Genomic DNA, 12,451 nt, shown 5'->3' on the forward strand with positions numbered 1-12,451 from the left:
AGACGCACATATATAGGTGATGGTAGATATCGCTTACGTCCTACCGCGATGCGATGGAAACCCGCGGGCCGAACTGCGGGTTGGCCTTGCCCCATTCCAGGTAGTGCGGGTTGCGGGCGGCCGACTCCGCGTACGCCGCCGCGGCGTGGGCGAGCATGACGTCGGCGTAACCCGCGGCCTCGCTGCGCGGGTGCCAGCCCAGCAGGTGCCGCCACCGCAGCGGCCCGCCCGCGATGGGCACCGTGGCGATGCCGTCCACCCGGCGGAAGGTCGCCTTGCACAGCCCGACCGCGTGCCCCGACAGCACCGCGTCGACGGCGTTGCCGATGTCCATCTCGTACATGGTGCGCGGGGTGAACCCGGCCCGCGCGCACGCGGCGGCGAAGCAGTCGCCGAAGCAGCCGTCGCCCGGCATGCTGGCCCACTGCGCGTCGGCCAGCTCGGCCAGGTCGATCTCCCATCGGTGGGCCAGCGCGTGGTTCTCCGGCAGCATCACGAAGACGGCGTCGATCGCGATCTCCCGCCAGGTCAGCCCGTCGTCCGGGCTGCCCGGCACGGTGTCGCCGCAGACGCCGACGATGCAGAAGTCGAGCTTGCCGGCGACGGCCAGCTCGCAGAGCTGATCGGCCCAGTGCGACGGATGGGTGAGCACCTCCACGCCGTCCTTCTCGGCGGCCAGCCGGGACATCAGGCCGCCGAGGATCGGGCCGTTGACCGCGCCGATGCGCCACTGGTTCGGCCGGGTCCGGACGCCGGTGAGCTGCGCCGCGTCGTCCTGCAGTCCCTTCATCGCGGGCAGCACCACCCGGGCCCGGGCCAGCACCAGCTCGCCCAGTGCGGTGGGCGTGGCTCCGTGGCGGCCGCGCTCGAACAGCGGGCCGCCCAGGGAACGCTCGATGCGCTGCAACTGTGCGGTGACCGCGGGCTGGGCGAGCCCGAGCAGCGAGGCCGCTTTGGTCACGCTGCCGGTGTCCGCGATCGCGCAGACCACGCGGAGGTGGCGGATCTCCAGATTCATGGCCGCTCCAGTGTGGAAGGTGCAACCGGCGAGAGATCCACGCAGTGTAGACAGGCTATAGATGACTGTCACTTGCCAGGCAAGCGGTTGTCCCTTTCGTTACCGGGCGGAACCGCGCGTGTCGGTGCCCTCGCGGCGCGTCGCCAGACCAGGCGGCATCTCGTTACCGCCGTGCGGTTGCGGACGGGCTGGCCCAGCTCGACGCAGGCTGGAACGCGTATCCCAACAGCTCCTGCCGGACCGGCACCGGCTCGCCGCCCGGTGACGATCCCGGACCGCCGCTCGCGGCCGGGTCGGCCGGCCCGGCCAGTTCGACGTGTCCGGCCAGGCGGCCGGTGCCCGGATTGAACAGCAGCTCGTCGCTGACCGTTCCGCTGGTCAGGCGTACCGCCAGGAGGCGCTTGCCCGAGTCGGTGAAGGCTTCGACGGCGGTGAGGCCGTCGAGCCCGCTCAGCAGCCGGTGGAAGGCGGCGCGCTGGGCGGCCGGAAGCAGCGGATCGACCCGGGTCAGGAACCGCCCGTACTGCTGCCACCGGGTGAAGTCGTCGACCTCGGCCGGGCCACGCGAGCCCGCCCGGAAGCCGGCGAGCAGCAGCTCCGGATCGGTGGGCAGCGTGGCCAGCCAGGCCGCGGTCGGATACCCCCAGCCGGGTCCGGCGGCGGCGAAACCGTCCCGCGCGGCGGCGAGCTGCTCCTCGGGGGACTGCCCCTTGACCTCGCCGAGAACCGGTGCGGGTATCTCGATCAGCCCTTCGGGCTCGAAACAGCGCGCCAGCACCCCGGACCACGCCGGGTCGCTGCCCGGCACGGGTGACGGGCCGGGGCGGGTGAGCACGGCGGTGTACGAGCACAGCAGTTGGCCGGCCCGCGGCACGGCTGGGGCGGCGCCGGCCGCAACCTGGTCCAGCTCGGCGAAGACCGCGGCGACCGGCACCCGCGCGCCGTACTTCAGCCACAGCTCCGAGGTGTCCTCCGTCGCGGTGGGCGCGGAACTCGCGGGGTCACTCGGCTGCGAGGTGCCGCCGCCTGCCGTGCCCAGCAGCGTCACGCCGACGACCACGGCGGCGACCACCGCCGCGGTTGCGGCAGGAGCGGCCCAGCGGGGGAGGAGGCGCCGGGGCGCGTTCGGCGCGGTCGCGGTCTGGACGCGCCGCCGCACCCGGTCGAGCGAGGCGGGGGCGGGCCCGGGGCGGTCCTGGTGGAATTCGCGCACGGTGCGCAGGTCGGCGTCGTCGGTCATCGGGAGCCTCCGGGAGCGTTTCGGTCTGCGTCGGGTTCGGTGGCGAGGGCGGCGCGGAGCTTGACCCGCGCGCGGTGCAGCGCCGACTGCACCGAGCCCAGCGGTATGCCGAGCGTGGTGGCGATCTCCTCGTAGCCGAGCTCGGCCACGGCGTGCAGCAGCAGCACGTCGCGCTGGCGGGCGGGCAGCGCGGCCAGCACCGCGGCCAGCCGCCGGTTCTGCGCCGACGCGTCGGCTCGTGCGGCGGCCCGCTCGGCGATGTCGGACACGTCCGGTTCGCGGCCGGTCCGGGCCAGCGCGCGCAGTCCCCGGGTCTCGCTGCGCCGGTGCCGCCGCAGCAGGTTGGTGGCGATGCCGTAGAGCCAGGCTCGGGCCGGCCCGTCGCCGAGCCGGTGCCGGCGCTGGTGCGCGATGAGGAAGGTGTCGGCCACGACGTCCTCGGCGACGGTCGGACCGACCCGGCCCGCGCAGTAGCGCAGCAGCTCAGCCCCGTGCTCGTCGAAGAGGCCCGCCACGTCGGAGCGGCTCGCGCGCGGCTCGGCCATGGTGTGCAACATACTCATGACTGCCCGCAGGCCGCTGTTCTGTTCCCCGTCGCTCGCGCCGGGCTGCCGGGGTGGCCCGGAGGCGGGATGATGAATGAATGGCGGCCCGGTTCACCACGATCGACGAATACATCGACTCGTTCCCCGAGGAGGTGCAGGACGTGCTGCGGCAGGTCCGGCAGACGATCCTGGCCGCCGCGCCGGCGCAGGCGGGGCAGAACATCAGCTACGGGATCCCCACCATCACCCTGGACGGGCGGTATCTCGTGTACTTCGCCGGCTGGAAGCACCACGTCTCGGTGTACCCCGTGCCGGACGGGGACGCGTCGTTCGAGGAGGTCGTCGCGCCGTACCGGGCGGCCAAGGGCACCCTGCGCTTCCCGCTGCGCGAGCCGATCCCGTACGACGTGATCACCCGCGTGACGAGCGCGCTGGTGGAGCGGCGGGCGCGTCCGGCGGGTGAGTGACGCGCCCCTGGTCGTGTTGCCGTCGTCGCACCGGCATGCGTGTCGTCGGGGCCGGTCCATAGGATCGACGGGTGCAGGATGCTTCGCAGGTGTTGAGCAGGATCTTCGGCTACGACTCGTTCCGCGGCGAGCAGCAGGAGATCATCGAGCATGTGATCGGCGGCGGCGACGCCCTGGTGCTCATGCCGACCGGTGGTGGCAAGTCGCTGTGCTACCAGATCCCGGCTCTGGTCCGGCCCGGCGTCGGCGTGGTGGTCTCGCCGCTGATCGCGCTCATGCAGGACCAGGTCGACGCGCTCACCGCGCTGGGCGTGAAGGCGGGCTTCCTCAACTCGACCCTCGACCTCGACGAGCGGCGCGTGGTCGAGGCGCAGTTCGTCGCGGGTGAGCTGGACCTGCTCTACCTCGCGCCCGAAGGGCTGAGCTCGGGCTCGGCGCTGCGCCTGCTGGAGCGCGGCAAGATCTCGCTGTTCGCGATCGACGAGGCGCACTGCGTGTCGCAGTGGGGCCACGACTTCCGGCCCGACTACCTGGCCCTGTCCGTGCTGCACGAGCGCTGGCCGGACGTGCCGCGCATCGCGCTGACCGCGACCGCGACCACCGCCACCCGCACCGAGATCGCGCAGCGCCTGCAGTTGACGCAGGCGCGCCTGTTCGTCTCCAGCTTCGACCGGCCCAACATCCAGTACCGCATCGTGCCGAAGAACGACCCGAAGAAGCAGTTGCTGGAGCTGCTGCGCACCGAGCATGCCGGGGACGCGGGCATCGTCTACTGCCTGTCCCGGGCGTCGGTGGAGAAGACCGCGGAGTTCCTGGTGCAGCAGGGCATCGACGCGCTGCCCTACCACGCGGGACTCGACGCGGCCACGCGCGCGGCCAACCAGTCCCGCTTCCTGCGCGAGGACGGGCTGGTCATGGTGGCCACCATCGCGTTCGGCATGGGCATCGACAAGCCGGACGTGCGCTTCGTCGCCCACCTCGACCTGCCGAAGTCGGTCGAGGGCTACTACCAGGAGACCGGCCGGGCCGGGCGCGACGGGCTGCCGTCGACGGCCTGGCTGGCCTACGGCCTGCAGGACGTGGTGCAGCAGCGCAAGATGATCGACAGCTCGGCCGGGGACGCCGCCTACCGGCGCGGGCTGGCCGCGCACCTGGACGCGATGCTGGCACTGTGCGAGACAGTGCAGTGCCGCCGCACGCAGCTGCTGGCCTACTTCGGCCAGCAGGGCGAGCCGTGCGGCAACTGCGACACGTGCCTGGTCCCGCCGGAGTCCTGGGACGGCACGGTGCCCGCGCAGAAGCTGCTGTCGACCGTGCTGCGGCTGCAGCGCGAGCGCAACCAGCGCTTCGGCGCGGGGCAGTCGATCGACATCCTGCTCGGCCGCAAGACCGACAAGGTGGCGCAGCATCGCCACGACGAGCTGACCGTGTTCGGCATCGGCACCGAACTGCAGGAGTCCGAGTGGCGCGGCGTGGTGCGCCAACTGCTGGCCCAGGGGCTGCTGGCGGTGCAGGGCGAGCACGGCACCCTGGCGCTGACCGACGCCAGCGCCGACGTGCTGGGCCGCCGCCGTGAGGTGATGATGCGCCGCGAGCCGGAGCGCGCCGCCCGCTCGTCGGGTTCGTCGCGCAAGTCCGCGGCCGCGGCGGCCGTGACGGAGCTGCCCGCCGACGCGGTGCCCCGGTTCGAGGCGCTGCGGGCCTGGCGTGCCGCGACCGCCAAGGAGCAGGGCGTCCCGGCATACGTCATCTTCCACGACGCGACCCTGCGCGAGATCGCCGCGTCGGCCCCGGACTCACTCGGCAAGCTGCGCGGGATCAGCGGGGTCGGCGAGAACAAGCTGGCCAAGTACGGCGACGGGGTGCTGGAGACGCTGGCCGCGGCCTGACCGAGGTTGGCATTCCATCGACGTTGACGAAAATGTAAACCTCCTGTTACATGAGTGCTCAGTGAGAGCGCTCTCCTGCATCCCGGTTCATCCCTGAGCAGGAGGTTCACATGCGACTGCCGGTACGTCTCCTGGCCGCCGGGCTCGCCGTCGCGGGCCTGATCGCCGGGCCGATGGCGAGCGCCGCCGCGGCGGCCCCGATCTGCAACCGCTACTGCGACGGGCGCGACCCGGCCCTGTCCCCGGGCGACCGGGCACCGGTCAGTGCCGGGGTCTGGGGGCGGCAGATCGTGCTGCACTTCGACGACGCCGACGCCATGGGCTGGGCGAGCATCGCCAACGGCAATGCGGGCGACCGGGTCTGGCTCGACCGCTCCTTCAACGGCGGCCGCACCTGGACGGGCCTGCTCGGCGACGTGGCCGTGCCGGCGGGACAGCGCGGCTGGCGCACCGCGATGTTCAACGTCGACGATTGGGCCGGGCTCGGCGTCGGCGCGCTGCGCGCCTGCGGCAAGGCCGGCGACCGCCCCGAGATCGCGTGCACCACCTGGGCGCGCACCACCTGGAACGCGGGCAACCGGCGCACCGCCGCCGCCACCGGGCTGATGACCTCCTACAACCTGGCCACCGGGCGGTTCGACACCACCGGCTGGTGGAACACGGCCAACGCGCTGACCGCGCTCATCGACAACGTCCGGGTCACCGGCATGGGCAGCTACCGGTACGCGATCGGGCGCACCTACGACCTCAACCTGAGCGCGTACCAGGGGAGTTTCCGCAACGAGTACATCGACGACACCGGCTGGTGGGCGCTGGCCTGGATCGCCGCGTACGACCTCACCGGCGAGGCCCGCTACCTGAGCACGGCCCGGGTGGCCGCCGACCACATGGCGGCGTACTGGGACGGGGTCTGCGGCGGCGGGGTCTGGTGGAGCACCGCGCGGACCGCGAAGAACGCCATCGCGAACGGCCTCTACCTGCACGTCAACGCGGCCCTGCACAACCGGATCGCGGGCGACGCGGTGTACCTGAACCGGGCGCGGGCGACGTGGACCTGGTTCCAGGGCACCGGGATGATCAACGCGTCTTCGCTGATCAACGACGGGGTCAACCTGTCGACCTGCCGGAACAACGGCCAGCCGGTGTGGTCGTACAACCAGGGCGTGCCCCTGGGCGGGCTGGTGGAACTGCACCGAGCCACCGGGGACGCGAGCCTGCTCACCACCGCGCGGCGGCTCGCCGACGCGTCCACCACGACCGGGCTGCTGCACGTCAACGGCATCCTGCGCGACCCGTGCGAGGGTGGGGACTGCGGCGCGGACGGGCCCTCGTTCAAGGGGGCGTACGTGCGTGGCCTCGCCGCCCTGAACAACGCGCTGCCCGACCGCCCCTACACGGCCTACCTGCGCCGCCAGGCCGACGCCGCGTACGCCGCCGACCGCACCCCGCTCGACCTGTACGGCCTGCGCTGGGCCGGGCCCGTCGACAAACTCGACGCCGCCCGTCAACAGAGCGCCCTGGACCTGATGAACGCCGCCCCGTAACTCGGCCTGCCCCGGCCGGCCGTTCCCGGGCCGCGTCGGAAGGAAGATCGCTGTATGCGGTCAGAACCTGCGGCCAGACCGCAGCTTCTGACCACAAACGGCGATCTCGACCGCGAACCGCGAACCGCGAACCGCGAACCGCGAACCGCGAACTGCGGACCGCGGACCGCGGACCGCGAGTCGGGCGGGTCAGCCCTCCTCGGTGCGGCCCTGGCGCCAGTAGCCCATGAACGCGACCGACTTGCGGTCCAGGCCGCGTTCGCTGACCAGGTGGCGGCGCAGGGTGCGGATCACCGCGGCCTCACCGGCGAGCCAGGCGTACAGCCGCCCACTGGCCGTGGTTTCGGGGACCTCCCACAGGATGTCGTGGTCCACGTCGACGTCCTCGACGGCCTCGGCCGCGCCGGGCACCGGCACCAGGCGCGCCGCGGCCTCCTGCACCGCGGGCACGAGCAGGCTGCCGTGGGCGGCCCCGTCGCGGGCCAGCCAGCGCACGGAGACCCCGGCGGGGGCGGTCAGCGCCAGCACGTCGGCGGCGTACGGCACCTCCAGCAGCGCCGCGCCGAACGTGTCCGCGGGCAGCCGCTCCAGGATCGCCGCGATGGCGGGGACCGCGGTCTCGTCCCCGGCCAGCAGGACCGGCACGCCGGGCGCGGGCGGCACGAACTCGACACCGCCGTGCGGGCCGGGGTGCACGGCGTTGGGTCCCATCAGGACGATCTTGTCGCCAGGCCGGGCGGTGCGGGCCCAGCGCGACGCGGGTCCGGCATCGCCGTGCAAGGCCACGTCCACGTCGACCTCGCACCGCTCCGGGCGCACGTACCGGGCCGTGTAGGTGCGCAGCGGGTTGCGCCGCTCGTCGGGGGTGGCGCGCCAGGTGGCGTACCAGTCCGGGCCGTGGTCCAGGTCGGCGAACCCGCCCGTCGGCGCGGGCAGCACCAGCTTGAGGCGCAGGTCGTACCCGCAGTCGGCGAAGTCGGCGAGGTCCGGCCCCGCGAAGGTGAACCGCTTGAAGGTGGGGCTGAGTTCGGCGACGGACTGCACCTGCACGGTGAACAGCCGCCAGACCATCGGTTCGGTCATGCGCGGGAGCTCCAGAGGGCCGGAGGACGGAGGGGACGCCAGGCGCGGCCACCGGCCCGTGGCATCCCACAGGAGGCCGACGGCCGACGTGCACGATCCTAGGTTAGGTTAGCCTTCCCTCTGATTGTCAAATGGTGACCGTCCGGTCCTGTGCTGTCTGCTCCGCGGCCGGCTCCGGCACACGTGCGGCCCGGGCCGCGGATGCCGCCGATCGAGCACCGGTGCCGGCCTCGGCGGAGTCCGGCGAGCGCGGAGACCGCCAACCGGCCGGAGGCGCTGCCGCGCAGCGTGCGCAAGGCGAAGCTGCTGAAACTGCTCGTCGACCCGGCGCGCTTCCCGGCGTTGGGCCGGGTCATCGCGGCCGGCGTGTTCGACCAGGCCGACGAGCCGTACGACGAGTTCGTGTTCGGACTCGACCGCATCCTCGACGGGGTCGGTCTGCTCATCGCGCAGCGGGCGGACGGCTGACCATCCGCCGTGGACGGTACCGTGCTCCCGTGACGGTCACCCCCTCTCCGCTCGCGCCGGTTTCGCCCGTGGTCGCGACACCCGCACCCCGCCACGGCATCGTCTGGTCGCTGCGCCACCTCGCGGCGGTGCTCGGCACCGTCGGGGTGCTGCTGCGGCGGCACTGGCCGGTGCTGTTCGCGCTGGTGTTCGCCGGGTTCGCGGCCCGGCGCGGGGTGACCCTGGTGGCCGTGCAGGCCAGCAAGCTCGACGGCGTCTTCGGCTTCCTGGTCTTCGCCCTGGTCCCGGTCGCGGTGATGACCGCGCTGGTGCTGATGCTGCGGGTGCTGTCACGCTCGCTGCCGGTCGCGACACCCGAGGGCGAGCCGGGGCAGCGCTTCCGCGCCCTGGCGCACGTGGCCAGCGTGCTGCTGCCGTTCATCGTCGTGTACGCCTCCTACGACTACTTCGCCGAGGACCGCAGCACCTACATCCTGGAGGTGTTCCAGGACGAGCACAGCAGGGCCGAGGCGATCACCGACCCGTCCGCGCTGACGCTCGCCGACCGCCTGCCGTTCACGCTGAACACGACGCTGATCGTGGTGTCGGTCGTCGCGCTGGTGCTGCGTTTCCTGCTCGGCCTGCGCGCCGACCGGATGTGGAGCTGGATCGGCTTCGTGCGGGCCTACCTGGAGGTGCTGTCGCTGACCCTGGTCGCGGTGTTCGTGTCGGGCGTCAGCGACAAGGTGCTGCCCTACGTCGAGCACCGGCGGGCCTACCGGGCGGCGCTGAACGGCTGGCATCAGGCCGTCGCGCAGCTCGGCCCGCTGGAGGAGCCGGTGCGCGCGGTCGGGACGTGGTTCTCGGCACTGTTCCTGTCCCTCGACGTCGTGCTCGTCGTGCCGCTGGCCTGGCTCATCGTCGGCGCGGTGGTGTACGGGCAGAGCCTGGGCACGCCGCCGCTGAACCGGAAGGCCGCCGCGCGGGCGGTGCGGGCGGCCCGCCGGTGGGCGAAGCTGCCCGCGCCGATCCGCAAGCTCAGCGCCGCGAGCACCGCCAACGTGCGCGAGACCATCGCGCCGCTGGCGCAGAGCTTCCGGCTGCTCGCGCACGCGGGCAAGGTGCCGATGCTGATGTTCTGCGTGCTGTTCGTCGCCGTGCAGACGCTGCCGACCTGGCTGTGGGAGCTGGAGCGGGCCCTGATCGGCGCACAGGACGTCAACGAGGTGTGGCGGCCGCTGTCCGGCCCGCTCAGCGTGCTGAACGACGCGGTCAGCATGGTGCTGCTGCTGTGCCTGGTCGCCGCTACCGTCGACCGTGTGCTGCGGGTGCAGTCAGCGGTCGAACCGCACGTACCGGGTCTGGTCGACGCCGCCGAAGAAGACCCGCACCGCGGCGATCTCCACCCCGCGCGGCGTGACGAAATGGGCGACGGTCTGGTATCGGCCTGACCCGGCGGGCACAGGGCTGTTCTCCGGGTTGCAGTTGCCCAGCGGCGTACGCGCCGAGGACAGCTCCCGTGGCTGGTCGCCGTAGCGGTTGCCGGCGGTGTCCTCGATGCTGATGTCGCAGTAGACGACCTCGTCCGGCCCGAGGTCGGTGGGGCCCTCGACGTCGAGCACCACCCGCCAAGCCGTCATGTTGTCCGGCACGACGAAGGGGCGGTCGCCGCCGCGCTTCAAGTCCGTGGCCGGGGCCAGTTCGGCCACCCGCATCCGCAGCCCCGCGAACTCGGCGACGCCGTCCGCGGCGGGCCGCACCACCTGCGGCTTGCCGCGCTGCCAGAACTCCAGATCGGAGTAGCCCGCCGCGGCGAGCATCAGCGCCAGCGTCGGCACCACGGCGACCAGGCCCCAGACGTTGCGCCGCCACCAGCCGCGGCCCAGCGAGTCCGGGCCCCTCACGACACGGCCCGCGCGGCGAGCAGGGTGGTGGGCTCCGGCGAGCACGCCGACCCGTCGGAGATCGGCAGCGGGATCTCGGTCATGGAGTCCAGCCGCTGGTCGATGCTGTTGTCGGCGAGCAGCAGGATGAGGCCCCCCGCCGCAGCGGTGGGGACCTCGATGGCGATCTCTCCCTCGTACGGCAGCCCCGGCTGCATGGTGAGCCCGCCCGTGACCAGGTCCAGCGAAACGCGGTCAGTGGTCTGGAAGACCCGGTCGGCGGCGTCACGCGCCGCGGCGTACGCGATGCTGGTCGGCTCGGACCGGGCGCCCACTCGTAGCTTGGCGACGATCCAGACGCCCTGGGTGTCCAGCACGTGCTCGCCGATCTTCAAGGCGGCCGCGCAGCGCACCTGCTGCACCCGCGCGGTGAAGGTGCGGGCGTGCACGTCCTCGCCGACCTGTCCGACCACCGGGAAGGGCCGCCGGGCGTCGTTGAGGGTGGGTTCGGCGGTCTGCACGGCCTGCGCCGCGGCGAGCGCGGCCAGCACGAACACGGCGGACCCCAACCAGCGCAGCAGTTTCACGCGTCGTCTCCTCGGCTCACGGCGTCGGCCTGGCGCTCGGAGAGCGGCTGGTGGACGGCTTGGGACTCGCCGACGGCCGGGGCCGGGTGGACGCCGAAGGCTCGGCGCTGGGCGACGGACTGGCCGACGGAGGCGTCGTATCAGCCTTGACGGGCACGGTGACGCGGCCGGCCGGATTGTCGTCGCCCTTGGCGTCCGCGTCCATCCAGTGCCACTCGCCGCCGAGGGAGTCCTCGCGCCAGGTGCGCTGCTCCACCGAGATGGTCAGCGACGTGGGCACGGGCGCGCCGCCCGACTGCTCCCAGACGAACCAGATCCGCTCGGGCATGTCCGGCTGCAGCAGGCGCAGGCGGCTGCCGTCACGTTCCAACGCGGACTCCTCCGGGGTCGGCGCGACAAGCCCGGTCACGCCCTCCAGCACCAGCAGGTCGGAGGGCAGCATCGTGCTCTCCTCGGCGGTGATCCGGACCGTGGCGATCACGTACAGCCAACGGTCGCCCTCGTTCTTCAGCCGCAGCTTGCCCAGCTCCCGGCGGATGCCCGCCTCGTGGATGGTGACCTCCCACGGCCCGCCCGGCACGAGCGTGCCCGCCGCGACGGTTTCCGCCTGCGGATCGGCCACCGTGTCGAGGCCGCCGAACAGCCCGGACACGCCCAGCAGCACCACCGCCACGGCCCAGCGCAGCCCGGGTGTCGCCTGGTCCACCAGCCCTCTGGCCAACCTGCGGCTCAGGCCGCCCCGCCCCGTGACAGACACGTCGGCGAGCATAACGAGACGGACGCCTTGCGGCATAACCGAGCCGCCAGGCGTCCGTCCGCTGTGGACTCCTGGTCAGCCCATCCAGGCGAAGACGGCCGGGTCGGGGCCGATGCGGCCGCCGTTGTCCAGGCCGGCGATCGCCGCCATGTCCTCGTCGTCGAGGGCGAAGTCGAACACGGCGATGTTCTCGACGATGCGCGACGGGGTCACCGACTTCGGGATGACCACGTTGCCCAGCTGCAGGTGCCAGCGCAGCACCACCTGCGCCGGGGTCCGGCCGTGCTTGGCCGCGATCCGTCCCAGCACCGGGTCGTCGAGCAGGCCCTTGCCCTGGCCCAGCGGGCTCCACGCCTCGGTCGCGATGTCGTGCACCGCGTGCAGCTTGCGCAGCTCCTCCTGCGGGAAGCGCGGGTGCAGCTCGATCTGGTTGACGGCGGGCACCACGTCGAACTCGTCGAGCAGGCGGCTCATCGTCTGCACGGTGAAGTTGGACACGCCGATGGCGCGCACCCGCTTGTCGGCGTACAGCTTCTCCATCGCGCGCCAGGCCTCGGTGTAGCGGTCCTGCGACGGCACCGGCCAGTGCATCAGGTACAGGTCGAGGTAGTCGAGGCCGAGCCGGTCCAGGCTCTCGTCGAAGGCGCGCAGGGCCTTGTCGTACTCGTGGTCGGTGTTCCACAGCTTCGTGGTGACGAACAGCTGCTCGCGGGGCACCCCGGCGGCGCTCAGCGCACGGCCGACGCCCTGCTCGTTGCCGTAGATCATGGCGGTGTCGATGCTCCGGTAGCCCGCCCGCAGCGCCGTGGTCACGGCGTGTTCCGCCGCGTCGTCATCGACCTGCCACACGCCGAAGCCGAGCTGGGGCATCAGGACGCCGTTGTTGAGGGTCACGTCAGGAACGGTCATACCGATCATTCTTCCAGTGCGGCGGCCCGCGTTCGGCGCGGTCCGCCTTGTTCCGCCGACTTGCCGGGCAAACGTGCGTATC

The 12,451-nt window shown here is 72.5% G+C and carries 13 protein-coding genes; 5 read left to right on the forward strand and 8 right to left on the reverse strand.

The window, feature by feature from the left end; genetic code table 11:
• Positions 1-40 precede the first annotated feature (40 nt).
• The 3 genes from AB0B35_RS04355 to AB0B35_RS04365 all read right to left on the reverse strand — a co-directional run bounded on the left by AB0B35_RS04355 (position 41) and on the right by AB0B35_RS04365 (position 2,803).
• Positions 41-1,018 carry a LysR family transcriptional regulator gene (locus tag AB0B35_RS04355; RefSeq protein ID WP_361040520.1) on the reverse strand — a complete coding sequence of 326 codons (978 nt, stop codon included), beginning with the start codon at positions 1,016-1,018 and terminating at the stop codon, positions 41-43.
• A gap of 163 nt (positions 1,019-1,181) precedes the next feature.
• Complete coding sequence (locus AB0B35_RS04360; protein ID WP_361040522.1) at positions 1,182-2,258, reverse strand: hypothetical protein; 1,077 nt, start codon at positions 2,256-2,258, stop codon at positions 1,182-1,184.
• Positions 2,255-2,803, reverse strand: coding sequence for an RNA polymerase sigma factor (locus tag AB0B35_RS04365; protein WP_361040525.1), 549 nt, complete (start codon positions 2,801-2,803; stop codon positions 2,255-2,257). The genes AB0B35_RS04360 and AB0B35_RS04365 overlap by 4 nt, the downstream gene beginning before the upstream one ends.
• 98 nt (positions 2,804-2,901) lie before the next feature.
• On the opposite strand from AB0B35_RS04365, the gene AB0B35_RS04370 reads away from it, so the two are divergent.
• The 3 genes from AB0B35_RS04370 to AB0B35_RS04380 all read left to right on the forward strand — a co-directional run bounded on the left by AB0B35_RS04370 (position 2,902) and on the right by AB0B35_RS04380 (position 6,703).
• Positions 2,902-3,270, forward strand: a complete 369-nt coding sequence (locus AB0B35_RS04370) for a DUF1801 domain-containing protein (RefSeq protein ID WP_361040527.1) — start codon at positions 2,902-2,904, stop codon at positions 3,268-3,270.
• Between the two features lie 71 nt (positions 3,271-3,341).
• The gene (gene recQ / locus AB0B35_RS04375) at positions 3,342-5,159 is read left to right on the forward strand and encodes a DNA helicase RecQ (protein ID WP_361040530.1); all 1,818 of its coding nucleotides are present in this window, start codon (positions 3,342-3,344) and stop codon (positions 5,157-5,159) included.
• A gap of 110 nt (positions 5,160-5,269) precedes the next feature.
• Positions 5,270-6,703: a glycoside hydrolase family 76 protein gene (locus tag AB0B35_RS04380; protein WP_361040532.1), complete on the forward strand. Its 1,434-nt coding sequence runs from the start codon at positions 5,270-5,272 to the stop codon at positions 6,701-6,703.
• A 189-nt stretch (positions 6,704-6,892) separates the two neighbouring features.
• On the opposite strand, the gene AB0B35_RS04385 is transcribed toward AB0B35_RS04380, so the two are convergent.
• The gene (locus AB0B35_RS04385) at positions 6,893-7,786 is read right to left on the reverse strand and encodes a siderophore-interacting protein (protein ID WP_361040535.1); all 894 of its coding nucleotides are present in this window, start codon (positions 7,784-7,786) and stop codon (positions 6,893-6,895) included.
• Positions 7,787-8,074: 288 nt separating this feature from the next.
• On the opposite strand from AB0B35_RS04385, the gene AB0B35_RS04390 reads away from it, so the two are divergent.
• Together AB0B35_RS04390 and AB0B35_RS04395 are read left to right on the forward strand one after the other, a co-directional pair.
• Positions 8,075-8,254 (forward strand): hypothetical protein, encoded by a 180-nt coding sequence (locus AB0B35_RS04390; protein WP_361040537.1) that lies wholly within the window; start codon positions 8,075-8,077, stop codon positions 8,252-8,254.
• Positions 8,255-8,283: 29 nt separating this feature from the next.
• On the forward strand, positions 8,284-9,684 hold the full coding sequence (locus AB0B35_RS04395; protein WP_361040539.1) for a hypothetical protein: 1,401 nt from the start codon (positions 8,284-8,286) through the stop codon (positions 9,682-9,684).
• Here AB0B35_RS04395 and AB0B35_RS04400 read toward each other — a convergent pair.
• The 4 genes from AB0B35_RS04400 to AB0B35_RS04415 form a co-directional block, all read right to left on the reverse strand.
• Positions 9,568-10,137, reverse strand: a complete 570-nt coding sequence (locus AB0B35_RS04400) for a hypothetical protein (RefSeq protein WP_361040541.1) — start codon at positions 10,135-10,137, stop codon at positions 9,568-9,570. The genes AB0B35_RS04395 and AB0B35_RS04400 overlap by 117 nt on opposite strands.
• Positions 10,134-10,703, reverse strand: a complete 570-nt coding sequence (locus AB0B35_RS04405) for a hypothetical protein (protein ID WP_361040543.1) — start codon at positions 10,701-10,703, stop codon at positions 10,134-10,136. The genes AB0B35_RS04400 and AB0B35_RS04405 overlap by 4 nt, the downstream gene beginning before the upstream one ends.
• A 16-nt stretch (positions 10,704-10,719) precedes the next feature.
• Positions 10,720-11,460, reverse strand: a complete 741-nt coding sequence (locus AB0B35_RS04410) for a hypothetical protein (RefSeq protein ID WP_361040546.1) — start codon at positions 11,458-11,460, stop codon at positions 10,720-10,722.
• 75 nt (positions 11,461-11,535) lie between these two features.
• Positions 11,536-12,369: an aldo/keto reductase gene (locus tag AB0B35_RS04415; protein WP_361040550.1), complete on the reverse strand. Its 834-nt coding sequence runs from the start codon at positions 12,367-12,369 to the stop codon at positions 11,536-11,538.
• Positions 12,370-12,451: the final 82 nt, after the last annotated feature.

Source organism: Catellatospora sp. NPDC049133 (assembly GCF_040648455.1).
In the GTDB taxonomy this organism is placed as follows: Bacteria; Actinomycetota; Actinomycetes; order Mycobacteriales; family Micromonosporaceae; genus Catellatospora; species Catellatospora aurea.

What these genes read in the sequence shown, in the direction of transcription:
- AB0B35_RS04365 (WP_361040525.1), bottom strand. Translation starts at nt 2,803, where the DNA reads ATGGCCGAGCCGCGCGCGAGCCGCTCCGACGTGGCGGGCCTCTTCGAC.
- AB0B35_RS04380 (WP_361040532.1), top strand. Translation starts at nt 5,270, where the DNA reads ATGCGACTGCCGGTACGTCTCCTGGCCGCCGGGCTCGCCGTCGCGGGC.
- AB0B35_RS04385 (WP_361040535.1), bottom strand. Translation starts at nt 7,786, where the DNA reads ATGACCGAACCGATGGTCTGGCGGCTGTTCACCGTGCAGGTGCAGTCC.
- AB0B35_RS04415 (WP_361040550.1), bottom strand. Translation starts at nt 12,369, where the DNA reads ATGACCGTTCCTGACGTGACCCTCAACAACGGCGTCCTGATGCCCCAG.
- AB0B35_RS04370 (WP_361040527.1), top strand. Translation starts at nt 2,902, where the DNA reads ATGGCGGCCCGGTTCACCACGATCGACGAATACATCGACTCGTTCCCC.
- AB0B35_RS04355 (WP_361040520.1), bottom strand. Translation starts at nt 1,018, where the DNA reads ATGAATCTGGAGATCCGCCACCTCCGCGTGGTCTGCGCGATCGCGGAC.
- AB0B35_RS04360 (WP_361040522.1), bottom strand. Translation starts at nt 2,258, where the DNA reads ATGACCGACGACGCCGACCTGCGCACCGTGCGCGAATTCCACCAGGAC.